At 65.6% G+C, this 22,585-nt stretch carries 25 protein-coding genes; 14 read left to right on the forward strand and 11 right to left on the reverse strand.

Annotated elements, in window-relative coordinates; genetic code table 11:
* Positions 1–55: 55 nt before the first annotated feature.
* Both AB0O58_RS05075 and AB0O58_RS05080 read left to right on the forward strand, forming a co-directional pair.
* Positions 56–1,354, forward strand: a complete 1,299-nt coding sequence (locus tag AB0O58_RS05075) for a lipase family protein (protein WP_032389391.1) — start codon at positions 56–58, stop codon at positions 1,352–1,354.
* 14 nt (positions 1,355–1,368) lie between these two features.
* A complete protein-coding gene (locus AB0O58_RS05080; protein ID WP_052060811.1) occupies positions 1,369–2,349 on the forward strand; it encodes an endonuclease/exonuclease/phosphatase family protein in 981 nt (326 codons plus the stop codon).
* Here the strand turns inward: AB0O58_RS05080 and AB0O58_RS05085 are convergent.
* From AB0O58_RS05085 to AB0O58_RS05115, 7 genes are read right to left on the reverse strand one after another with little or no spacing between them, the layout of a single operon-like run.
* The gene (locus AB0O58_RS05085) at positions 2,342–2,941 is read right to left on the reverse strand and encodes a hypothetical protein (RefSeq protein WP_052061626.1); all 600 of its coding nucleotides are present in this window, start codon (positions 2,939–2,941) and stop codon (positions 2,342–2,344) included. The two genes, AB0O58_RS05080 and AB0O58_RS05085, sit on opposite strands and share 8 nt — an antisense overlap.
* 13 nt (positions 2,942–2,954) lie before the next feature.
* The gene (locus AB0O58_RS05090) at positions 2,955–3,497 is read right to left on the reverse strand and encodes a DUF6286 domain-containing protein (protein WP_045841588.1); all 543 of its coding nucleotides are present in this window, start codon (positions 3,495–3,497) and stop codon (positions 2,955–2,957) included.
* Positions 3,494–3,907, reverse strand: a complete 414-nt coding sequence (locus AB0O58_RS05095; protein ID WP_032370065.1) for an Asp23/Gls24 family envelope stress response protein — start codon at positions 3,905–3,907, stop codon at positions 3,494–3,496. Before AB0O58_RS05095 ends, AB0O58_RS05090 begins: the two co-directional genes overlap by 4 nt.
* Positions 3,900–4,079 (reverse strand): hypothetical protein, encoded by a 180-nt coding sequence (locus AB0O58_RS05100; protein ID WP_027495126.1) that lies wholly within the window; start codon positions 4,077–4,079, stop codon positions 3,900–3,902. Before AB0O58_RS05100 ends, AB0O58_RS05095 begins: the two co-directional genes overlap by 8 nt.
* A 54-nt stretch (positions 4,080–4,133) precedes the next feature.
* Positions 4,134–4,418 (reverse strand): hypothetical protein, encoded by a 285-nt coding sequence (locus tag AB0O58_RS05105; RefSeq protein ID WP_162182897.1) that lies wholly within the window; start codon positions 4,416–4,418, stop codon positions 4,134–4,136.
* Between the two features lie 19 nt (positions 4,419–4,437).
* The gene (locus AB0O58_RS05110) at positions 4,438–4,728 is read right to left on the reverse strand and encodes an Asp23/Gls24 family envelope stress response protein (protein ID WP_366237968.1); all 291 of its coding nucleotides are present in this window, start codon (positions 4,726–4,728) and stop codon (positions 4,438–4,440) included.
* Positions 4,725–5,213, reverse strand: a complete 489-nt coding sequence (locus AB0O58_RS05115) for an Asp23/Gls24 family envelope stress response protein (protein ID WP_027495128.1) — start codon at positions 5,211–5,213, stop codon at positions 4,725–4,727. The genes AB0O58_RS05110 and AB0O58_RS05115 overlap by 4 nt, the downstream gene beginning before the upstream one ends.
* A gap of 120 nt (positions 5,214–5,333) precedes the next feature.
* Here AB0O58_RS05115 and AB0O58_RS05120 point away from each other — a divergent pair, with 120 nt between their 5' ends.
* From AB0O58_RS05120 to AB0O58_RS05155, 8 genes are all read left to right on the forward strand, one after another.
* The gene (locus tag AB0O58_RS05120) at positions 5,334–5,891 is read left to right on the forward strand and encodes a sigma-70 family RNA polymerase sigma factor (RefSeq protein WP_366237969.1); all 558 of its coding nucleotides are present in this window, start codon (positions 5,334–5,336) and stop codon (positions 5,889–5,891) included.
* Complete coding sequence (locus AB0O58_RS05125) at positions 5,876–6,334, forward strand: hypothetical protein (protein ID WP_027495130.1); 459 nt, start codon at positions 5,876–5,878, stop codon at positions 6,332–6,334. The genes AB0O58_RS05120 and AB0O58_RS05125 overlap by 16 nt, the downstream gene beginning before the upstream one ends.
* 117 nt (positions 6,335–6,451) lie before the next feature.
* Positions 6,452–6,535 carry a potassium-transporting ATPase subunit F gene (locus AB0O58_RS05130; protein WP_072691966.1) on the forward strand — a complete coding sequence of 28 codons (84 nt, stop codon included), beginning with the start codon at positions 6,452–6,454 and terminating at the stop codon, positions 6,533–6,535.
* Positions 6,536–6,542: 7 nt separating this feature from the next.
* A complete protein-coding gene (gene kdpA / locus AB0O58_RS05135) occupies positions 6,543–8,207 on the forward strand; it encodes a potassium-transporting ATPase subunit KdpA (protein WP_032373472.1) in 1,665 nt (554 codons plus the stop codon).
* The gene (gene kdpB, locus AB0O58_RS05140) at positions 8,204–10,216 is read left to right on the forward strand and encodes a potassium-transporting ATPase subunit KdpB (protein ID WP_222075581.1); all 2,013 of its coding nucleotides are present in this window, start codon (positions 8,204–8,206) and stop codon (positions 10,214–10,216) included. The genes kdpA and kdpB overlap by 4 nt, the downstream gene beginning before the upstream one ends.
* Before the next feature lie 2 nt (positions 10,217–10,218).
* On the forward strand, positions 10,219–10,875 hold the full coding sequence (locus AB0O58_RS05145) for a potassium-transporting ATPase subunit C (protein ID WP_032373474.1): 657 nt from the start codon (positions 10,219–10,221) through the stop codon (positions 10,873–10,875).
* The gene (locus AB0O58_RS05150) at positions 10,859–13,312 is read left to right on the forward strand and encodes a sensor histidine kinase KdpD (RefSeq protein ID WP_283541985.1); all 2,454 of its coding nucleotides are present in this window, start codon (positions 10,859–10,861) and stop codon (positions 13,310–13,312) included. Before AB0O58_RS05145 ends, AB0O58_RS05150 begins: the two co-directional genes overlap by 17 nt.
* Entirely contained in the window at positions 13,309–13,986 is a 678-nt protein-coding gene (locus AB0O58_RS05155; protein ID WP_032367717.1) for a response regulator, read from the forward strand. Before AB0O58_RS05150 ends, AB0O58_RS05155 begins: the two co-directional genes overlap by 4 nt.
* 19 nt (positions 13,987–14,005) lie before the next feature.
* Here the strand turns inward: AB0O58_RS05155 and ggt are convergent, their stop codons facing one another.
* Both ggt and AB0O58_RS05165 read right to left on the reverse strand, forming a co-directional pair.
* Positions 14,006–15,928 (reverse strand): gamma-glutamyltransferase, encoded by a 1,923-nt coding sequence (ggt, locus tag AB0O58_RS05160; protein ID WP_032373476.1) that lies wholly within the window; start codon positions 15,926–15,928, stop codon positions 14,006–14,008.
* 36 nt (positions 15,929–15,964) lie between these two features.
* Positions 15,965–18,187, reverse strand: coding sequence for a bifunctional diguanylate cyclase/phosphodiesterase (locus AB0O58_RS05165; protein WP_032373617.1), 2,223 nt, complete (start codon positions 18,185–18,187; stop codon positions 15,965–15,967).
* A 201-nt stretch (positions 18,188–18,388) separates the two neighbouring features.
* Between AB0O58_RS05165 and AB0O58_RS05170 the strand changes: the two genes are divergently transcribed.
* Positions 18,389–19,099, forward strand: coding sequence for a Clp protease N-terminal domain-containing protein (locus tag AB0O58_RS05170; protein WP_196249528.1), 711 nt, complete (start codon positions 18,389–18,391; stop codon positions 19,097–19,099).
* Between the two features lie 9 nt (positions 19,100–19,108).
* Here the strand turns inward: AB0O58_RS05170 and AB0O58_RS05175 are convergent, their stop codons facing one another.
* The gene (locus tag AB0O58_RS05175; RefSeq protein ID WP_366237970.1) at positions 19,109–20,098 is read right to left on the reverse strand and encodes an NAD(P)/FAD-dependent oxidoreductase; all 990 of its coding nucleotides are present in this window, start codon (positions 20,096–20,098) and stop codon (positions 19,109–19,111) included.
* A gap of 293 nt (positions 20,099–20,391) precedes the next feature.
* On the opposite strand from AB0O58_RS05175, the gene AB0O58_RS05180 reads away from it, so the two are divergent.
* Positions 20,392–20,580 carry a hypothetical protein gene (locus AB0O58_RS05180; protein WP_366237971.1) on the forward strand — a complete coding sequence of 63 codons (189 nt, stop codon included), beginning with the start codon at positions 20,392–20,394 and terminating at the stop codon, positions 20,578–20,580.
* On the opposite strand, the gene AB0O58_RS05185 is transcribed toward AB0O58_RS05180, so the two are convergent.
* The gene (locus AB0O58_RS05185; RefSeq protein WP_167328122.1) at positions 20,577–20,735 is read right to left on the reverse strand and encodes a hypothetical protein; all 159 of its coding nucleotides are present in this window, start codon (positions 20,733–20,735) and stop codon (positions 20,577–20,579) included. The two genes, AB0O58_RS05180 and AB0O58_RS05185, sit on opposite strands and share 4 nt — an antisense overlap.
* Positions 20,736–20,987: 252 nt before the next feature.
* Between AB0O58_RS05185 and AB0O58_RS05190 the strand changes: the two genes are divergently transcribed.
* Both AB0O58_RS05190 and AB0O58_RS05195 read left to right on the forward strand, forming a co-directional pair.
* Positions 20,988–21,875, forward strand: coding sequence for an SGNH/GDSL hydrolase family protein (locus AB0O58_RS05190; protein ID WP_366237972.1), 888 nt, complete (start codon positions 20,988–20,990; stop codon positions 21,873–21,875).
* Positions 21,876–21,936: 61 nt separating this feature from the next.
* The gene (locus tag AB0O58_RS05195) at positions 21,937–22,578 is read left to right on the forward strand and encodes a LysE family translocator (protein ID WP_363796998.1); all 642 of its coding nucleotides are present in this window, start codon (positions 21,937–21,939) and stop codon (positions 22,576–22,578) included.
* The last annotated feature ends 7 nt before the right edge of the window (positions 22,579–22,585 follow it).

Genomic DNA, 22,585 nt, shown 5'->3' on the forward strand with positions numbered 1-22,585 from the left:
GGCCGTTCAGGGCAAGTTAGTGTGACGAAGAGACTCGGACAAGAAGCGGTGGGATATGAGCGTCGACAGATCGATGGCGGACGAACAGTCCTGGCCGGTGGAACAATGGCCGAGCTGTGAGGATGCGACCAGGCCGGAAAACGACCCGTTCTACGCCGCGCCCGAGGGCTACGAAGCGGCTCTACCGGGGACGATTCTCAAGGTGAGGCCGGTCGAGGTCGCGATGTTCGGCCACGTGCGACAGCGAGTCGACGCATGGCAGCTGCTGTACCGCACCGCCGATCTGGGCGGTGTACCGCAGGCCAGTGTGACGACGGTGCTGCGGCCGCAGAATGCCGAACCGGTGTTGCTCTCGTACCAGTGCGCCATCGACGGCGTCGCGTCCTCGTGTTTTCCGTCCTACGCGCTTCGACGCGGCTCGAAGGCCCTCGGCGCAGTTCCTCAGTTCGAGTTTCTGCTGGTTCTGCATGCCCTGCGCCGCGGATGGACCATCTCGATCCCCGACCACGAGGGACCGGACGGACATTGGGGGTCGCCACAGGAACCAGGATTCTGCACACTCGACGCGATCCGCGCGGCGCTGTCGTTCGAGTCGTTGGAGCTGCACGAGAGCACACCCGTCGCATTGTGGGGATATTCGGGCGGCGGGCTGGCGACGTCGTGGGCCGCGGAGATGGCCCCCGAATACGCGCCGGAGCTCGAGCTCGTCGGTGCCGCCCTCGGCTCCCCCGTCGGCGATCCGGGTTCTGCGTTCACCAGGCTCAACGCGACGCTGCACGCGGCTCTGCCGACGCTTGTTGTCGCGGGACTGCGACGCACCTACCCCGATCTCGATCGCGTGGTGCGTCAGTACGTCAGCGAGGACGGAATGCGCATTCTCGATTCCGTCGAATCGATGACGACGGTTCGTGCCGTCAGGCGGCTGGCTCGGCACGATCTCGACAACTACATCGACATTCCGCTTGCCGACCTGCTCGCCCTACCCGAGATCGTGCAGGTGTTCCAGGACATCCAGCCCGGTCGCACTGCGCCGTCGGTGCCGCTGCTGGTCGTGCAGGCCGTGCACGACCAGATCATTGCCGTCGACGACGTCGACGGCCAGGTCGATCGGTATCTCGAAGCCGGCGCACACGTCACCTACCTGCGAGATCGGCTGAGCGAGCACCTGTCGCTGCATCCGCTCAGTGCGCCCCTGACCCTCGACTGGCTGGCCGATCGCTTTGCCGGCCTTCCTGTTGCCGAACCGGCGACCAGAACGGTGTGGTCGACGGCGTTCTCGTTCGCGGCTGTACGGGGCTTGATGTCTCTGACCTGGACAACCGTCCGAGCATTGACCGTCGGCGTCAGGGCGTAGCTACTCTCGGTGCGATGCAGCGAACCTGGGTACGGATTCTCACCGGAACGATCGCGACGCTGGGCATCGTCACCGGACTCGTCGCGATGGGGGCGTACTACACCGACACCCGCATCAACGTTCTGATCGCGCTGGCATCGTTCGTTCCCCTGATGCTCGTCGCTGTCGTGGTCGGTGCCGTCGTCGCGCTGATCGGTAGGCAATGGATTCTGGCGGCGGTGTCCGCGGTCGTGTTGGCAGCAGCCGCAGTGGCGTACGCACCTCTGTACGTGGCCGACGCGGCATCCCAGGACGAGGCGAGCGGCGATGCCGTCCGGCTGCGGGTGATGCAGGCCAACCTGATGGTGGGCAGCGCCGATCCGTCGGTCGTCGTCGGATCGGCACGCGACAACGCCGTCGACGTCGTGACGATCCAAGAGCTGACCGATGCGTCGGTGCTCGGGCTACGGGATGCCGGCATGGAGCAACTCTTTCCGTACAGCTACCTGCGAGCGTTGCCGACGGGTGGCGGAGGTGCCGGAATCTACAGTCGCACACCGCTGTCCGACAACCGCGAACTCGCCGGCTACGGGCCCGTGAACCTGGCCACCTCCGTCGACGTTCCCGGATCCGAGCCAGTGACGCTGCTGGCCGTCCATCCCGGCCCGGCATACGTCACCCCGGCCGATATCTGGACCGCCGAATTGGACACGCTCCGTAGCGATCTCGAGGCGGTGTCGGCAAGCGGTCCCGTCATCGTCAGTGGTGATTTCAACACCACGTATTCGCACAAGAAGTTCAGGAACCTACTCGATGCCGGATATACCGACGCCGCAGCACAATTGGGGATGGGGCTGATCCCGACCTATCCCACGGACAAGGGCACTCCGGCCGTTGTCGGCATCGACCACATTCTCACCAATTCCGGGCACGCCCGATCACTGGAAAGAATCGACCTCCCGGGATCGGACCACCACGGTCTGATCGGGGAGATCGAGTTCTCCGGAGTCAGCTGACGCGCGCCGACTGCTTGCGAGACTTGCCGCACTGCAACAGAATTCGCACCTTGGCTGGAGTTCCGTCGAGTGAGGTCACGATGTCGTCACGGGTCCGTGCTGCGGCGTCGGAGACCTGCTCGAGGGACGTTACGGCTGGGTCGAGCGTCGCGACGATCTCGACCACGCGCTGCCCCCTGTCCGAGACAGAGCGACCGGAGGCCGAGACGATTCCATCGTGACCTGCCAGCGACTTGGCTGCACTACGGGCGGCGGTGCCGAGGTCGACGCTGAGCCTGCCGTCGACCTGCTCTCCGTCCACGTTCGTGACGTCGGCCGACGTGGATCCGAAGGCCACGGTCCCGACCGATCGGCGCGGCAGGTGCGCGAGCAACCACCACAGACCCAGCAGGATCAACACGACAGCGGCTACGCCGAGAGCCCAGGGCCACCAACCGGCGTCGACGGCGGTGTCGACGAACGCGGCGTCCAGCCGCTCGCGGCCGGGAAGCTCGCCACGTTCCCACGCGATGGCTCCGCCGCCGAGAGCGATCAGAGCCAGCCCGACGACGGCTGTGCCGGTGCGGTCGAGCGATGCGGTTGCACGTTTCACAGCTGCTGTCCTTTCATGAGGCCTGTCCTGTCGTTCGCACTCGGGTGCGCACCTTGGGTGCCGACGCGAGTGGGCGGAGGGCGTCGTCCACGGACGTCACGACCTCGGATTTCAGAGCCGAGGTGTCGGTACCGGCCACGGTGGATACGGCGACGGTGACCTTCTTGTTGCCCGCCTTGGCGGACGCGGTGTCGACGCCGACACTGTCCAGGGCGGCAGATCGCGCGACGGCAGCGACGTCGTCCTTACGAAGCCAGACGCCCTGCTCGTTGAGAGCACGGTGGGTGCGACGACGTGGGCGAATTGCCACGAACACGAGAACGAATCCGATGACGACGGCGGCGATACCTGCGGGCAGCATCCACTGCTGAGCTGTGAGCCCGTCGAGGTTCGATGCGGCCGGGCCGACCCACTCGGAGCCGTCGAGAGCGCCCAGCTTCAGCAGCGCCTCGCGGCCGAGTACGACTCCGGCGGCGATGAGAACGAGAGCGAACAGGACGGCCGGAACAGCTGCGGTGGGGTTGGCCACCGGCTTCTTGCTTGCTTGCTCTGTCACTGCACTCTCCCTTCTTCGCTGGTGGGCTCGGCCGGTATGCATTCGACCGTCACGTCGACCCGGTCGACGGTGTAGATACCGAGTTCGGACAGGTCTCTGGCCACGGCGGCGCGAACGTTCGCAGCCACTTTCGCCAACGGCGAGGGCCAGGTGACTCCGACGGAGACCTTCGCTCGCACGCGCTCGCCGGTGATCGTCACATCGGCCTTCGGCAGATCACGCCCACCGAGGAGGTGCAGTCCGGGCTGGCGGTCGGTGACGGAGTCGGTGCCGCGGGCCGCAAGAACGGCCAGGCGTTCGACTGCCTTGTGCTTGATCTCCAGGGAACCGCGATCGCCGGGGTCCGCGAGTGACCCCGGGGTTGCTGCCGGTGTCCCGGGGGTCGTGGGGGCTGCTGCTGTGTCAGTCACGACCGCGACCACGCATGATCGAGTTCAGATCCAGTTCACCGTCGATGTAGCGGCCGACGAAGAAACCGAGTCCGCCGAGGACGATGGCGATGAGGAAGCCGGTGAAGCCGCCGGCTGCTGCGGCGATGGCCAGCAGAAGTCCCACGAACAAACCGATGGTTGCAGTGGTCATGGTCTTGATCTCCAGTCAGAGTGTTCGGAATCCGAGGTGTCGGATGTCGAGGTGTCAGATGTCGAAGTAGTTGCGTCGAGTGACGCGTTTGCGGAGCCGGGCGATGCGTTTCGGCAGTGTGCGCAGTGGCGTCGGTACCGAGGACGAGCGGAACGCTGTCGGTGCGCTGGCAGTGTTGATCGGAGTCGACGGAAGTACGGCGAACCGGCGGTCGACTTCCGCGAGCTCTGCCATGTACCGGGCGGGATCACCACCGATGTCGGGGTGGTGTTCTCGGGCCACAGCGCGCCGGGCCGCCTTGTACGCGGCGGCCCGGTCGCGCGCTGAATGCTCGTTCACCTGGTCAGACTCGCACAATTCAGACCCGGACGACATCCTCGACTGTGACGTGCACGGGCCCGTCGACCATTGCCGCGACGGTGTTACGCACTGCCTCGGCGGTCTCCCGTACGGCGTAGCCGAACTGGAGAGTGACGTGTACCTCGGTGCCGTCGTCTGCGATCCGGATGCCGGCGACGCGGCGTCCGGGTAGATAGGTCGCAGCCTCGCCGAACATGCCGCCGTGCAGCCCGACGACACCGTCGATCGCCTGTACGGCGTCGGCGATGTCTTCGGACTTGTCACGGTCCGTCGGGTTCGGGTCGGTCACTGCACTCGGGTGGAGGCGGTCTCGGTGGTCTCCTCTTCGTCCGAGCCGTCGTCCAGGTAGATGTCGTGAACGACGATGTTGACCTCGGTGACCTCGAGGCCCGTCATGCGCTCGACGGCGTTGATGACGTTGCGACGAATGCCTGCTGCGAGGTCTGCGATCGAGACGCCGTAATCGGCGACGATGTCGATGTCGACCGCTGCCTGACGCTCGCCGACCTCGACCGAGACGCCCTGCGACTGGTTGACGCGGGCACCCGGGATACGCTCGCGCAGGGCACCGATCGCGCGGCTCGCTCCGCCGCCGACGGCATGTACGCCCTGGACCTCACGGGTGGCGATGCCGGCGATCTTCGAGACGACGGTATCGGCAATGGTGGTGCGGCCCTGCGAGCTGACGAGCACGGAATCCGACTTCGTGGTGATGTCGGTCTTGCCTTCGCCTGCTGCGGATACGGTTGCCTTGGTGTCCGTCGTGGAGCTCATGACTGCCTCTCTTCGCTGAGTAGTGGTGCACAGTGTGTGTCAGGAGTTGGTCGTAGCTCGATCACCGAAACGCACGTACAAATAAAGTGACCTACGTCATAGATTACGTCTGGGGGCCCGATGGAGTGGAGAGATGCGTCGGACCGCGTACTCGTCGGCGCAGCCGCGCTCGGCGAGACGGATGCGTTCGAGGAGATCGTGGGCCGATACGGACCGGAGATGTTTCGGTACGCCCGAAACATGCTGTCCGATCAGGGTGCAGCAGAGGAGGTAGTGCAGGACGCGTTCGTCGCAGCGTGGAAGGGGCTCGACAACTTCCGGGGCGAATCGGCTCTGCGCACCTGGCTGTTCTCGTTGGTCTCGCACAAAGTGATAGATCATCGCCGGCGTCGCAGCGTTCCTCCTGCGGAAGACTGGGTATTCGAGAGCAAGAGCACGGGCGCGGGCAGTGATCCCGAGGCGGACGTCGAAGCAGACAGCTTCATGGCCGAATTGGGTGTGGCACTGGCGGAGTTGCCCTATCGGCAGCGGGCCTGCTGGTTGCTTCGGGAGGTCGAGGGCCTGACCCATCCGGAGATCGGCGCGATCATGACGTTGTCCGCAGGAGCAGTACGAGGTCAATTGACCAGAGCACGAGCAACATTGAGCGAAAGGTTGGCGACATGGCGAACCCGGTAGAACCGAATGCGGTTCTCGCGCGTGCTGCCACCGAGCTTCGGGAGGCACCGCAGGAACCGAACTGGGTGGACATCAGCTCGTCCATCCTCGCGAAAGTGCGCAATACGACGCGCCGCACCTGGCCGATCGACAGCGTCTTCCCGGCGGGTTCAGCGGCTGATCCACGGGACTCACTGCGGATCAGCGATCACATCGTCAAGACGACGTTGCGCCGTGCTCTCGCGGGCGTACACGGTGCACAGCCCACCGAGATCGACCTCGATCTCGACGATCACGCCTGCACAGGCCTGTTCGTCGCGGTGATCGGCGTGTACGGCGACGATCTGCAGGCGGCAGGCGAAGAACTGGCATCGATCGCCATCGACGTGGTCGCGGACCTGCTCGGCGTCACCCTCGGCAGGGATGCGGTCGAAATCCGCGTCGACGACATCGAGGAGCGCTAGCGGATCGCGATTGCCCGAGGAGCGCTAGCGTAAAAACTCCGTCATGACCGCAGGTCGTGAGCGTAGGAAAGCGTAAGGAACGCGTTTTCGTTCGCTGGTGGGATTCAAGATCGAGCAATGACCGAATTGCTCTGTCTCACGGTGGCCGCGTTCGTCGCGGTCTACCTGTTCGTCGCTCTTCTCGATCCGGAGAGGTTCTGACGGCGCCATGAATCCTGCTCTGCTTGCCGGTCTTCAGATCGGCATCGTGATAGTCGTGTTGGCGGCGGCGTACGTGCCGCTCGGTGACTACATGGCCCGGGTGTTCGGTTCTACCCACGACACTCGCGTCGAGAGTCTGCTCTATCGGGTGGCCCGGGTGAACTCGTCGTCGGAACAGACCTGGGTCGGCTATTCCACCAGCCTGCTCGGGTTCTCGTTCGCCGGGGTCGTATTCCTGTTCGTACTGCAGCGAATTCAAGGTGTGCTCCCGCTGAACGGTGGCCTGTCGGGGGTGAGTCCGGCGATGGCGTTCAACACTGCGGCGTCGTTCGTCACCAACACCAACTGGCAGTCGTACGTTCCCGAGACCACGCTGTCGAATCTGACGCAGCCGCTGGGGCTGGCGGTACAGAACTTCGTCTCTGCTGCAGTCGGTCTCGCGGTGGCGATCGCCGTCGTGCGCGGCTTCGTTCGGGTGTCGACGGGCGGTGAGCTCGGCAATTTCTGGGTCGACCTCACGCGCGGGACGCTCCGTATTCTGCTGCCGCTCTCCGTGCTCGTCGCGGTGATCATGCTGACTCAGGGCACCGTGATGTCGTTCTCGTCAGGCTTCACCTCCACCGGTCTCGATGGGCAGACGGTCACCAATGCGCTTGCGCCCGTTGCCTCGCAGGAGGCTATCAAGGAGATCGGCACCAACGGTGGTGGCATTCTGGCGGCCAACTCGGCGCACCCGTTCGAGAACCCGACACCACTGACCAACATCGTGCAGATCATCTCGTTGCTGCTGATCCCGGTGGCCCTCACTCGTACGTTCGGCACGATGATCGGCAACCGCAAGCAGGGTCTGACGCTGCTGGCGGTGATGGCGACGCTGTGGGCGACGCTGTTGGCGGTGACGTTGTTCGCCGAATCCGGTACCCGTGGAGTGGCAGCAACGGCCGCGGGCGCGATGATGGAAGGCAAGGAAGTTCGCTTCGGCATCCCGGCTTCTGCGCTGTTCGCGGTGTCGACGACCGGAACATCCACCGGCGCAGTCAATTCGGCCCACGACAGTATGTCTGCGCTGGGCGGCGGAGCGGTGTTGCTGAACATGCTGTTCGGCGAGATCGCGCCGGGTGGCGTCGGCACCGGTCTGTACGGATTGCTGGTTCTCGCGGTCATCGCCGTCTTCGTCGGTGGTCTGCTCGTCGGCCGAACTCCGGAATTCCTCGGCAAGAAGCTGGGTCGACGGGCCATCACGATGGCCGCGCTCTCGGTTCTCGTGATGCCGATCCTCGTGCTCGTCGGCACGTCGATCACGGTGATACTCGAATCGACGACGAGCTATCAGGGCAACCCCGGCATTCACGGATTCACCGAGTTGCTCTACGCCTATGCATCGGCATCGAACAACAACGGCAGTGCTTTCGGCGGCCTGACGGTGACGAGCGACTGGTTCCAGATCTCCCTCGGTATCGCGATGCTGCTCGGCCGCTTTCTGCCGATCGTCTTCGTATTGGCCCTGGCCGGTTCGCTCGCGACGACCAAACGCAGCGCGCCCAACGCGGGCACCCTGCCCACCGATGGACCGTTGTTCGGCACGCTGCTGATCGGTACCTCCATCCTGGTCGCGGCCCTCACCTTCTTCCCCGCACTTGCTCTCGGACCCATAGCAGAGGCCATGCAATGAACCTGTCACTGAACACCGCTCTACCCGGCGCGTTCCGCAAACTCGATCCGCGCCACCTGGCCCGCAACCCGGTCATGTTCGTCGTCTTCCTCGGCTCGATCGTCACGACGATCCTGTCGATCGCTCAGCCGTCGGTATTCGCCTGGTTCGTCACCGGCTGGCTGTGGTTCACGGTGCTGTTCGCGAACCTCGCCGAATCCGTCGCCGAAGGCCGCGGCAAGGCGCAGGCAGCCAGCCTGCGAAAGGTGAAGCAGGACACTACTGCTCGACGACGCACGGCGTCGGGTGCCGAGTTCGTGATCACCGAGGTGGCCGGTGCCGAATTGAAGGTCGGCGACGAGGTCGTCGTCTCGGCCGGTGAGGTCATTCCCGGCGACGGCGATGTCATCGAGGGCATTGCAACCGTCGACGAATCCGCCATCACCGGTGAGTCGGCTCCCGTGGTCCGTGAATCCGGCGGCGATCGGTCGGCCGTCACCGGCGGCACCATCGTGCTCTCCGACGAGATCGTCGTGAAAATCACTGCAGCGCAGGGCGAGACGTTCGTGGATCGGATGATCGCCCTCGTCGAGGGCGCGGCGCGGCAGAAGACGCCGAACGAGATCGCCCTGAACATCCTGCTCGCGTCGCTGACCATCGTGTTTCTCTTCGCTGTCGTCGCCATCGGTCCGATGTCGAATTACTCTGGACAGCAACAGGATCCAATCCAGCTGATTGCCCTGCTCGTCTGCCTGATCCCCACGACCATCGGGGCACTGCTCTCGGCCATCGGTATCGCGGGCATGGACCGGTTGGTGCAGCGCAACGTACTGGCAATGTCCGGCCGGGCAGTGGAGGCGGCAGGCGACATCGACACCCTGCTGATGGACAAGACCGGGACCATCACTTTCGGTAACCGCCGCGCCACCGGCCTGCATCCGGCGACGGGCATCGACGCCGCCGAATTGGCTCGCGCCGCTCGGCTGTCGTCGCTGGCCGACGGCACCCCCGAGGGGCGCAGCATCGTCGAACTGGTCGAGCGAGACTTCGAATCCGTCACGGCAGAAGGTGAATCCGAGCGCGGGGAGTTCGTGGCGTTCACGGCGCAAACTCGGATGAGCGGGTTGGATCTACCGGGCATGGAGATCCGCAAGGGTGCAGCGGATTCGGTCTACAGTTGGATTCGCGACGGCGGCGGGACGGCCGATCTGGACGGCACCGTGCACGACATCGCGCAGAACGGCGGCACTCCGCTGGTGGTCGCGGTACGCGAAACCGGTTCTGCTGCTCGCGCTCTCGGTGTCGTCGAACTCTCGGACGTCGTCAAACCCGGCATTGCCGAACGGTTCGCTCAGCTGCGGGCCATGGGCATCCGAACCGTGATGGTCACCGGTGACAATCCGCTGACCGCCAAAGCCATTGCTGCCGAGGCAGGTGTCGACGACTACCTGGCCGAGGCCACTCCCGAGGACAAGCTCACGCTCATCCGGCAGGAGCAGGAAGGCGGCAGGCTCGTTGCGATGACCGGCGACGGTACCAACGATGCCCCGGCTCTCGCCCAGGCCGACGTCGGCGTCGCGATGAACACCGGCACCTCGGCCGCCAAGGAAGCCGGCAACATGGTCGACCTCGATTCCGATCCGACCAAACTCATCGAGATCGTCGAGATCGGCAAGCAGTTGCTCATCACGCGCGGAGCTCTGACGACGTTCTCGTTGGCCAACGACCTGGCGAAGTACTTCGCGATTCTGCCGGCGATGTTCTCCACCGTCTATCCCCAGCTGGGCGGGCTGAACATCATGCACCTGGCGACCCCGGAATCGGCGATCCTGTCCGCGGTGATCTTCAATGCGCTTGTCATCGTGGCGCTGATTCCGTTGGCACTCAAAGGGGTTCGATACACCCCGGCGTCCGCGGCTGCGTTGCTGCGGCGGAACCTACTGGTCTACGGCGTCGGCGGCGTCATCAGTCCGTTCGTCGGTATCTGGCTCATCGACCTGCTCGTTCGACTCATTCCAGGGATTGGCTGACCATGCGTTTCGTACAGGGATTTCTCCGTCAGGTCGTTGCAGGCTTCGCAGTGCTGCTGGCGCTCACCGTGATCCTCGGCATCGCGTATCCGGCTGTGGTCTGGGGCATCAGCCGCATCGGCACCGACTCCGCCGAGGGGTCGCCGCTGCGTGACGCACAGGGCTGCGTCGTCGGCAGCTCGCTGATCGGCGTCGATCCGCAGGTGGCTCCGGGAGAGCCGGATCCGTTCTTCCACACCCGCGTCACGGGCTCGGTATCGGACGACGACGCGTTCGCGCCCGGTGATCCTGCTGCGGCACTACCGACCAATCAGGGCCCGTCGAGCGAGGTACTCGCGTCGTTCGTCGAACAGCGTCGAGCCGCCATCGCCGCCCGGGAGAACGTCGACCCGTCGGCGATTCCGGCCGACGCCGTCACCGGCTCCGGATCCGGTATCGATCCCGACATCAGTCCCGCCTACGCGGCCCTCCAGGTCGCCCGGGTGGCCCAGGTCAACGGAGCGCCGGTGAACGAGGTGGAGGCTCTGGTCGACCAGTACACCCGCGGCCCGCAGTACGGTGTACTCGGTGCCGAAGCGGTGAATGTCCCGGAGTTGAACCTGGCACTGCGGGACGCATACCGGCCGGGTGAGGAGACAGGCTGTGGCGGACAGGGGTGAGCTGCGGATCTACCTCGGTGCCGCGCCCGGCGTCGGCAAGACCTTCGCCATGCTCGGCGAAGCTCGTCGGCTGCAGGATCGCGGGCGTGACGTGGTCGCGGCCGTCGTGGAAACGCACGGGCGGGCGCGAACCATCGAGGCGCTGGAGGGCATCGAAGTCCTGCCGATGGCCACCGTCCGTTATCGCGGATCCTCGGCGCAGGAACTCGATCTCGACGTGGTCCTGACTCGTCGCCCCGAGGTGGTACTCGTCGACGAGCTGGCGCACACCAACACTCCGGGCAGCGTCCACGACAAGCGGTGGCAGGACGTCGAAGTGCTGCTCGACGCGGGCATCGATGTCATCTCCACCCTCAATGTGCAGCACCTCGAATCTCTGAACGACGTGGTGCAGCAGATCACCGGTGTTCCGCAGCGAGAGACGGTTCCCGACAGCGTGGTTCGGGCCGCCGACGAAGTCGAGCTGGTCGACATCACACCCGAGGCGCTGCGGAGCAGGCTGCGGCACGGCAACGTCTACGCCGCCGACAAGGTGGACGCCGCGCTGAGCAACTACTTCCGCGGCGGCAACCTGACGGCTCTGCGTGAGCTCGCACTGCTGTGGATCGCCGACCAGGTCGACGCCGCATTGGTGAAGTACCGCAAGGACAATCGCATCACCGACACCTGGGAGGCTCGCGAGCGGGTGGTGGTCGCGGTGACGGGCGGCCCCGAGTCGGAAACCCTGCTGCGGCGGGCGAGTCGGATCGCCTCGAAGTCCAGTGCCGAACTGATGGTGCTGCACATCGTTCGCGGAGACGGCCTCATGGGCGTGTCCGCACCGCAGATGGGTTCCGTGCGCAAGCTCGCCGCCGGCCTCGGTGCGAGTGTGCACAGCGTCGTCGGGGACGACGTGCCCACCACTCTGCTCGATTTCGCGCGCGGAGTGAACGCCACGCAGTTGGTGATCGGTACCTCGAGAAGGTCACGCGCCGCCCGCATTCTCGACGAGGGTATCGGCGCGGCCGTGGTGCAGAACTCGGGAAAGATCGACGTGCACATGGTCACTCACGCCGAGCAGGCCCGTCGGCGGAGTCTGCAGGTCGATTCGGGGCGTCGCCGGGTGATCGCCTGGCTGGCCGCGGTTCTCGTGCCTTGCTTGGCCGCTGCAGTGCTGAGCACGGTCGGTCCGGACTTCGATTCCAGCGGTGAAAGTGCCCTGTTCTTCATGGTGGTGCTGTGTGTGGCTCTGTTGGGAGGTGTTGCACCGGCGGCACTCTCGGCGCTGATCGCAGGATTTCTGCTGAACTATTTCTTCACCACACCCAGATACAGCCTGACGATCGCCGAGCCGGACAACTTCGTCGTGACCGTCGTACTACTGCTGGTCGCTGTGGCAGTCGCGGCCCTGGTGGATGCGGCCGCTCGGCGGACGCGTCAGGCACGCCGGGCGACGCAGGAAGCCGAACTGTTGACCCTGTTCGCGGGGTCCGTCCTGCGCGGTGCCGATCTGGGCGCGCTGCTCGAGCGCGCACGGGAGACGTATCGGCAGTCCGGCGTCGCATTGTGGGACAACCAGTCCCGGTCCATCGTGGGCAGCTCGGGCGAACACCCGCCGACCGATCGCAACGGGGCCGACACCGAGATCGACGCGGGCGATTTCACGCTGCTGCTCGTCGGCGAACGCACCCGCGCCCACGATCGCCGCGTCCTCACAGCCGTGGCCAACCAAGCCGCGGGCATGGTGCGCCAAGCCCGTCTGGCCGAGGAAGCCAGCCGCGCCAACGCACTGGCCGAGGCCGACGCGTTGCGTCGAGCATTGCTCTCGGCCGTCAGCCACGATCTGCGGACACCGCTGTCGGCGGTCAAGGCAGCCTCGTCGTCGCTGCGCAGCACCGACGTTCAGTTCTCGCCCGAGGACACCGACGAACTGCTCGCCACCATCGACGAGTCGGCCGACCAGTTGACGGCATTGGTGACCAATCTGCTCGACTCCTCGCGGCTGCAAGCCGGTGTGGTCCAACCCAGTCTGCGTCCCGTCTTCGTCGACGACGTGCTGGCAGGCGCGCTGGTAGGGGCCGACGAGCGCGTGCGGGTCGAGGTGGGCGACGTCGAAGTGCTCGCCGATCCGGGTCTGCTCGAACGAGTGCTCGCGAACCTGGTGGCGAACAGTGCCCGCTACGCCCCCACCGGCGAGATCACCGTGCGCGCCGCAGTGCACGGTGACATGGCCGCCATCTCCGTCGTCGACCACGGCCCCGGCATCACCGTCGGGGCCGAAGCGACCATGTTCGACGCGTTCCAACGTCTCGGTGACCGTGACAACTCGGTGGGCGTCGGACTCGGCCTGTCGGTGGTGCGAGGATTCGTGCGGGCCATGGGCGGTACCGTCACGGCGTCGGACACCGTCGGCGGAGGGCTGACGATGACGGTCGAGTTGAAGGCGGCGAGCAGGTGAAGGTACGGGCGCTCGTCGTCGACGACGAACCACAGATCGTGCGGGCGCTGCGGATCAATCTGAACGTCCGCGGATTCGAGGTCGTCAGCGCGGCTACGGGTGGGGAAGCACTGCGGGTGGCCGCGAACTTCCACCCGGACATCGTGATCCTGGACCTCGGTCTGCCCGACATCGACGGTATCGACGTCATAGCAGGTCTGCGCGGATGGACCGATGTGCCGATTCTGGTGCTCTCGGCGCGCACCGACTCGGCCGACACCGTCGAGGCGCTCGATGCCGGAGCGGACGACTTCGTGACCAAGCCGTTCGGCATGGACGAGCTGCTGGCGCGACTGCGCGCGGCCCTGCGCCGCGGTCCGCAATCGGTGGCGGATCCCATCGTCGAGACCGCGGACTTCACGGTCGACCTCGCTGCCAAAACCGTTGTTCGACAAGGCGAGAACGTGCACCTGACGCGCACCGAATGGGGCGTCCTCGAACTGCTCGTCCGCAACGAGGGGAAATTGGTGTCGCAGAAAGAGATTCTGCGTACCGTGTGGGGACCCGGGCACGAGCGCGAAACGCATTATCTGCGAATCTATCTCGGCCAACTACGCCAGAAGTTGGAACGAGACCCAGCGGCACCGGTGCATCTGATCACCGAAACCGGCATGGGCTATCGATTCGTGAGCTGAGCGCTACCCGCGCCCGCACCTATCCACCCAATACCTCACCTTCGCGGCGTGGGTCCGCTCCGCCGATCCAGCCACCGTCGGTGCGTTGCAGCGCGCTCAGCCCGCTCGACTGGTCGGCAACCGAGACCTGGTGGCCCTTCTCGCGCAGCGTCTTCACGACCGGATCGTTCTCTCCAGTCACGTTGGGATGTTCGCCGCCGTAGTTGGTGGACGGGGTGTTGGCCGCTCCGAAGTCGACCATCGACACCGCCTGCTGCGGGTCCATTCCCCAATCGAGCAGTCCTACGAGTGTTTTGACGACGAACTGGATGATCACCGACCCGCCGGGTGAGCCCGCGACGAGAACGAGATCTCCGCGTGTGCCGTCGTCGCCGCGGTCGAACACCAGGGTCGGGGCCATCGAACTGCGCGGGCGCTTGCCTGGCTCGACACGGTTGGCCATGGGAGTTCCGTCCTCGGCCACCGGCGCGGCGGAGAAGTCGGTGAGCTGATTGTTGAGCAGGAAGCCGTCGACCATGTGGAACGAGCCGAAAGCCGACTCGACGGTCGTCGTCATCGAGGCTGCGTTGCCCTCGCCGTCGACGATGGAGATGTGGCTGGTGCCGTGCTCGGGATCGGTGGACGAGGCGAACTGCACCGGTCCGAAGTCGCCCGGTTTCGCGGTACCCATCGACTTGCCTTCGTCGATCAGTCCTGCTCTGCTGCTGAGGTACTCGGGGGCGAGCAGGGTGTCGGGCGAGCCGCCGGGTAGGGGTACGAAATCCGGATCGGCGACGTACTTGTCGCGATCGGCGTACGCCAGTCGCTCGGCCTCGGAGATCAGGTGCACGGCCTCGGCGGTCGGCTTGCCGCCGTTGGCGTCCATGTCCGTCGGGGCGTACTGCGCCAGATCGAAGTTCGACAGAATGCCCATCGTCGACGCCACCGCGATGCCGCCGGAGGACGGCCCCGGCATTCCGCAGATGTCGTGATCGCGGTACGGCGTGCACACTGCGGTACGGGTCTTCGGCTCGTAGCCGGCGAGGTCGTCCACCGTGATCTGCCCCGGGGTACGGCCGGCGGTGGTATCTGCTGTCGCGTCGACGATCGCCTGGGCAATGTCGCCGGTGTAGAAGGCATCGGCACCGTCGGTTGCGATGGCGGACAACGTCTTCGACATCGCCGGATTGTTCAGCACCGTGCCGGCAGGCTTACCGGTTCCGTCGGGCTGCAGGAAGTAGTCCTTCGACGCCGGGTCGAGTGCGAGCTTCGGTGCCGAGTCCGCGATGGACGAGGCCATGCGCGGGCTGATCTCGATTCCGTTGTCGGCGAGCTCGATCGCGGGTCGGAACAGATCCCCCCACGGCTTGTCACCGTGATCCTCGTGCGCCTGCTCGAGCATGCGCACAACACCCGGCACGCCGATCGATCGGCCACTGGACCGCGCATCGGGTTGCGGCACAGTGCGGTTGACGTCGTCGATGTACCGCAGGTAGTCGCCGGTGGCACTCATCGGCGCGGTCTCGCGGCCGTCGTAGCTCTGCACCTCGCCCGACGCGGCGTCGTAGTACATCAGAAAAGCGCCGCCGCCGATTCCCGACGACTGGGGTTCGACGAGCCCGAGCACGGTCTGCGCCACGATGAGGGCGTCGGCCGCGGTGCCGCCGTCGCGTAATACCTCGCATGCGGCCTCCGTGGAGACCGGGTTGGCGGTGGAGACCGAGTACGACGGCGTCTCCACCGGAGTCATGCTCGACCGATATCCGGTCGCCACTTCCGGATTGGTGGAGATGTCACCCGAGCCGGTGCTCGGGGTCTTTCCTACCGGGGTGCCGCCACTGGCACCGAGTACGCAACTGTCCGCCGCGGCGGTGTCGGTACCGGCGTCGTCGCTACTGCTGCACGCGACGAGCGGCACCAGCAGGAGAGCACAGGCGAGGGCGGTGTAGCGAACAGGGCGCATTCCGGTTGCAGACACCGCTCGACGCTAACACCGTGGTCACCGTTGCTGCGCGGATTCGAGAAGCCAATGCGCGATGGGGGCGGGCCTGCCGTACAGATAGCCCTGCGCGAAACGGCAGTCGAGTTGCTCGATGATCGCGGCCTGTTCCTCGGTCTCGACCCCCTCGGCGACGGTCGTCACGGAAAGCGCGGACGCCATGGCGGTGATGGCGCGAATCAGCTGGACGTCGGAATCGGAGACGCCGATCTCGTGGACGAAGGACTTGTCGATCTTGAGCAGCGCAATCGGCATCTTGCGCAACCGGTTCAGCGAGGAGTAGCCGATACCGAAATCGTCGAGGACGATGAGTACGCCCATGGCGGCGAGCCGATCGAGCACGGTCTTCGCTGCGCCGACGTCGTCGATCAGAACACTTTCGGTGATCTCGAGCGCCAGGTCCGCACCGGCGACGCCGAAGGTATCGAGCACCCGTTGGACGATGCCCGGCAGCGAGTCGTCGCGCAACTGCATCGGCGAGACGTTGACCGACATGGTGACGTCCTGCCCGTTCGCGCGCAGTGTCACCAGATCGGAGATCGCGGTGCGCAGTACCCACTCACCGATCTCCTCGATGAGATTGGTCGATTCGGCGATCGGGATGAACTCGTTCGGCGTCCGTACTCGGCCCTGCCAGTTCCAGCGCACGAGCGCCTCGTAGACAACGGTCTTGCGGGACTTCGTCGCGACGATCGGTTGGTAGTAGACCTCGAGTTCTCCGCGCCGGATCGCGCCGCGAAGTGCGGTGGCGGTCTCGATCGCCGATGTTGCTCGCGCACGCAAGGACTCGTCGAAGAACGCGTAGCGAGACGCCCCGAGAGATTTCGCGTGATACATCGCGGTGTCGGCCTCGCGGATGGCGTCGTGCAGTCGTTCGGCGTCGGCGATGCCCACCGAGGCCGAGACGTAGGCGGTGGCAGCACTGAGCGGGAACGGCTCGCTCAGTCGCTCGATGATGCGGCGCGCCAACAGTTCCGAACCGGAACGGTCGCGGCGGGTGAGCACCACGAACTCGTCGCCGGCATACCGAACGACGGTGTCGGCGGCACCGACGGCCGCGCGGATGCGACGTGCCGCGGCGACGATCAACTCGTCTCCGACGCGGTGGCCGTACGAATCGTTGACCATCTTGAAGTTGTCGAGGTCGACGAACAGAGTGCAGGTGCGTCCGGGTCGCTGAGCGCGTTCGTGTCGGGCGTACTCCGCGTCGAGCGTCGTGCGGTTCGGCAGTCCGGTGAGCAGGTCGTGTGCCGCGAGGTAGCGGGCATGCTCTTCGCCGGTCTGCACTCGGGCCAGGGCGCGTTCGCCGCGGAGGAAAGCACCGACCAGGATCGAGGCGAGCAACAGCGAGCGGACGATCAGGTCGCCGGTGGAGACCGCCGAACCGAGCAGCGGCACGGTCGCGCAGACCACCAACATCAACACCACGAAGACCACCCGACGGCTGCTGTGGGCGGGTGCGGGGGTCTGCCGGTGCGACACCGTGCGCATCGACGGGTCGAGCGCTGCCATCGCCAGCGACAGGTACGCGAACAGGTAGATGCCGTCGAGCAACCCCGAGGACGGAGCGTCGTCGGTCGTCGCCGCGAAGGCGTAGGACACGTCGCCGACGAACGTCGCCACCAGGGCGAGCAGCGCCCAGAACAGCGCGGCGGAGCGGGGTTTCGAGGAGAAGAGCAGATATGTCGTCAACGTGATCAGCGCCGCGTCGATCGCCGGATAGATCCCGTTCACCACCGTCGACACGGACGAACGCGGCAGGTCGAGGGCCGCAGAGATCAGCAGCAACCACGACAGGAACAGCGTGCCGAGGAAAATCAGGCCTGCATCGACTAGTGGGGTGATGTCGTCGATCGATCGGCGGTCTCGGATCCACCGAGACAGGGCGTATCCCACCAGGGCGTACCCGGTGAGAGTGAACAGATCCGGGAGCAGCGAGAACGATCGATCCAGCGCGTTCGGGTCGCTGCGAAACGAGACTCCGAACATGAACAGCACCGAGGCTCCGAACAGAGCCCACCAGCATCGGGCGTCGGTCGGGCGGTAGCGACGAATTGCCGCACTGATCGCCACGACCGATCCCACGGCGACGACGGCCAGAACGCCGGCACGCACGTCGGCACTGCCCTGGACGAACACCGTCACCGCGATGACGGCCACCGCAGCCAGGAACGCGGTCCGCACCGATGGCACGGCGAATGGCGCAGCGGCCTTCGCATTCATCGAAGGACCCCACTTCCCCTCGCTGTGCGGCGCTCGCACCTTCTCCGCTGACGCCTTCATCGGTGAATATACGTCTTTGCCAGCAAAAACGGTGATCAGGGTCACTATTTGACCCCGAACAAACTTCGACTCCACCGACCCTCGACGCAGAGTCGTCAACCGAGGGTTGACGACGGACTGGCGTCAACCTAGAGTTGACGTATGACCGAATCGACGAAGATCACCAACCCAGTCCGACTCGACGACCTGATCGCCGCCATCGAGAAGGTGCACACCGACGCACTCGATCAACTCTCCGACGCGGTGATCGCCGCCGATGCGCTCGGCGACATCGCCGACCATCTGATCGGCCACTTCGTGGATCGAGCGCGTCGGTCCGGTGCGTCCTGGACTGCCATCGGCGCGTCCATGGGCGTCAGCAAGCAGGCGGTACAGAAGCGCTTCGTGGCCAAGGGTGGCGACGACCCGGCCGAACTCGACGCCAGTCAGGGCTTCTCGCGCTTCACTCCACGCGCACGAAATGTGGTGGTGGGGGCCCAGAACGAGGCCCGGGCGACGAGCAACGATCACATCACCACCGGCCATCTGATCCTCGGCCTGCTCGGTGAGCCCGAGGGCTTCGCCGCGAAGCTACTGGGTGCGCAGGGGCTCACCGATGGGCAGATCCGTACCGCGGTGACGGCGACGCTGCCCGAACCGGCCGATCCCCTGCCGGCGCTGATCCCCTTCGACGCCGGTGCCCAGAAGGCACTGGAATTGACCTTCCGTGAAGCGCTTCGGTTGGGGCACAACTACATCGGCACCGAGCACATCCTGTTGGCGCTGCTCGAGAACGAGGATGCCACCCTGGCCGAACTCGGGGTTCGCAAAGACGCCATCGAGAGCGGATTGGCAACCGCGCTGGGAAGCTGATGTCCGACGTCAGGAGGCCATTGCTTCGGCCCGTTCCACGGCGAACCGTACGTCCTCCTCGATGAGGTCACCGTTGATCGCGGCACCGGCCTTCACGCCTGCCGCCGACGCCGCGACGACGGTGTCCATGGGTGCCGCCACGTTGCCGGCCACCCACACCCCCGGCACGGACGTCGCGCCGACCGGGTCGGCCTCGATGTAGGTGCCCAAGACGTGACCGTTCATCACCATCTCGGTCGTCTCGAGTCCCAATGACTCGAGAACGTCTGCGCGGGAAGTGAAGTTGGGGCCGACGACCACGGCGTCGAGCGCGACGGCGACGCCGTTCGCCAACGTGACGCCGACGATGGCGTCGTTCTCGACGTCGACTCGCGTGATCTCTTCTTCGACCACGACGATCCCGCGGGCGCGCATCCGCGCCAGCTCTTCGGGGCTCAATTCCGTTGCGGTGTGGGTGAATACGGTGACGTTCTCGGACAGTTGACGCCACATCTGAGCCTGATGTCCGGACATGACGCTGCCGATGATGCCGATCGCCCGGTCTCGGACTTCCCATCCGTGGCAGTACGGGCAGTGCAGTACGTCGCGGCCCCAGCGCTCGGCGAGCCCGGGGATGCTGGGAAGAATGTCGGTGAGACCGGTGGTGACCAGGAGGCGACGGCCTCGAACGACGGTCCCGGCGGCGAGGGACACCTCGAACCCGGAGTCGGTCCGCGCAGCCGAGGTCGCGTTGCCGTGGACGATGCGGACGCCGTAGTGCTCGGCCTCGATACGGCCGAGGCGAACGAGCTCGAGCGGAGATTCGCCGTCGCGCGTCAGGTAGTTGTGGGAATGGGCGGCCGGAGCGTTACGCGGATCGCCGGCGTCGACGATCGCCACGGATCGGCGGGAGCGTCCGAGGGCCACGGCGGCGCTGAGCCCCGCGACTCCGCCGCCGACGATGATCGCGTCGACGGGGACATTCTCGACGGGGGCTGGGTGTGCGTTGTCTGAAGTCATATCTGCAGTGTGCGGACAGGGCTGCATGGTTGGCAAGAAATATTGCTAGAACAGCAACTTGTCGAAGACGAAAATACCGCTGCTCCGACTCGCGCACACAAAACGAGGTAGCTGCCCTGTTTGTCCCCGCGTCGGCCGAACCGCCGGTAGCCATCGGTGGCAGTAAGCGCGGATCTACCGCTTGAACAGGCCGTTCGGGTGCGGTCTACTGATCGGCAGGAAAAATTTTTGGGGGCGCAATGGGGAATTTCGAAATTGGGGATACGGTCGTCGCACTCAGAAATTGGGGACGCGTGCGTTGGCGAAGCGGCATTCCCAAGGGAACCGTGGGGATCGTCGTAGGCATCGACTGGCACGGCGACGCCCGAGTGGACTTCACCGCCGACCCGTCGATGCGAGGGCGCGGAGAAGCGGTGGAGCACATCGTGGCCGACGGTGACGTCCGGACGGTGCGGTCGGCACCTCGCCGCTTGTTCGGCTAGCTGCCGTCGGTTCGCTCGTCGTCGGTGGCTGGGCCGGTTTCGATGGCCCCACCCTCGCTGGACCAGTCGTTGGTGTCTGCGTCCGCAGCCGGGTCGGACTGCACGTCCTTGTCGGCGTCGGGGGCAGAGTTCTCGTCGTGCTTCGGATCAGTCATGTGTGCGGTGTACCCGTGCGGTGCCGGACGAACCGTCGGCACCGCACGGATGGCGAACTGCCGGTCCTACAGTCCGAAGGGCAGCGTTCCCGGTGCCAGCTCGAAGCCGCTGCTACCAGCAGAAATGGAGCCGAAGCCGGTCAGGATCGCGTTGATGAAGTTGGTGATCATGCGATGTTCCTTTCCTTCGATGTGTAGACGTACTCGTGGGACAACCCGGTCGAGGTTACCGGCCGCGGTAGCGTCGAGCCTGTGAGGAACCCTGGGATCTACGTCGGGATTGCTGTTGCCGTGAGTCTGCTGGCGGCGTGTTCTTCGCCCAGTGCACCCGACGCCGACGTTCCGGACGTCCCGGCCTCGGCCTCACTGAACTATGTGGCGCTGGGTGATTCGGCGGCGTCGGGGCCACGTATCCCGGAGCAGGTGGGCGTACCGGGTTGTGAGCAGTCCGACTCGAACTACCCGCACGTCGTCGCGGCTCAGCTCGAGGTCGCGTCGTTCGTCGACGTCACGTGCGGCGGGGCCGTGACCGAGAACCTCGTCTCGACGCCCCAGAGCACCTCCAGCGGGGATCAGCCCGTCCAACTCGACGCGGTGACGCCCGAGACCGATCTGGTCACGGTGACGATCGGTGGCAACGACATCGGGCTCGTCTCGACCGCGGTGGGTTGCCTGACGTTCGCGAATTCCTCGACAGGCAACGTCTGCAAGGACCGGCTCACCGCCGGCGGTGTCGACACCGTCGGCGCCGCCATCGCGGACAAGGCTCCGGGTTGGGGCGCGATGCTCGACGCGGTGGCCGAGCGTGCGCCCGACGCGCGGATCCTCGTCGTCGGATACGGAACGTATCTCCCCGACGGTGGCTGCTTCCCCACTCAGCCGGTTCTCCCCGAGGACGCCGACTACATCCAGAGCAGCATCACCGCCATGAACCAGGCGCTGAAGACACAGGCCGAGGAGCACGGGGCCGAGTTCGTCGACACCGAGGCGCTCAGCGTCGGCCACGATGTCTGTGCGGCAGTCGATCAGCGGTACTTCGAGGGCGTCATCCCGGAGAACCCCGCTGCGCCACTGCACCCGACGGCAGCCGGCATGGCCGCAATCGGTGACGAGGTCGCCTCGATCGTGCGAAGCGAATAGGTGTCCACGGGAAGGTAACTGGCTCTACCCGGGCGTTCGACTATCGGGAAGTGTCGACCGTATGGTCTCGTGGTCTGCAGTATTCGGCGTGTTCGCCGTCGCCCTCGTGTTGGTTCTGACACCGGGTCCCAACATGATCTACCTCGTCTCGCGCAGCATTTCGCAAGGCAGGCGGGCGGGAATGGTGTCCCTCGTAGGTGTGGCTGTCGGCTTTCTGGTCTATCTGACGGCCACCAATCTCGGCCTGGCAGCGGTGTTCACGGCCGTGCCCGCGTTGTACATCGCGGTCAAGCTCGCCGGCGCGGTCTACCTCGGTTGGCTTGCCGTGCAGGCGCTACGCGGAACGGCCTCCGCCTTCGAGGCGACTGCGCTGCAACAGGATTCGAACCGTCGACTGTTCACGATGGGTCTGGTGACCAACCTGCTGAACCCGAAGATCGCGATCATGTACATCTCCGTGATTCCGCAATTCGTCGATCCTGCGGCCGGCCGCCTTCTGCTGCAGGGCTTCACACTCGGCGGCGCACAGATCGCCGTAGCGGTGGTGATCAATCTGGTGATCGTGGTTCTGGCCGGATCGATCGCCCGATTCCTCGCCGTCCGGCCCACCTGGCTGAAGATGCAGCGCTACCTCATGGGCACCGTGCTCGGGCTCCTGGCGGTCCGTGTCGCCACCGACGGCAGCAGGCCCGTTCCCGCGTGAGCTGTAC

It is taken from the genome of Rhodococcus sp. NPDC080181, from assembly GCF_040702225.1.
Classification (GTDB): Bacteria; Actinomycetota; Actinomycetes; order Mycobacteriales; family Mycobacteriaceae; genus Rhodococcoides; species Rhodococcoides fascians.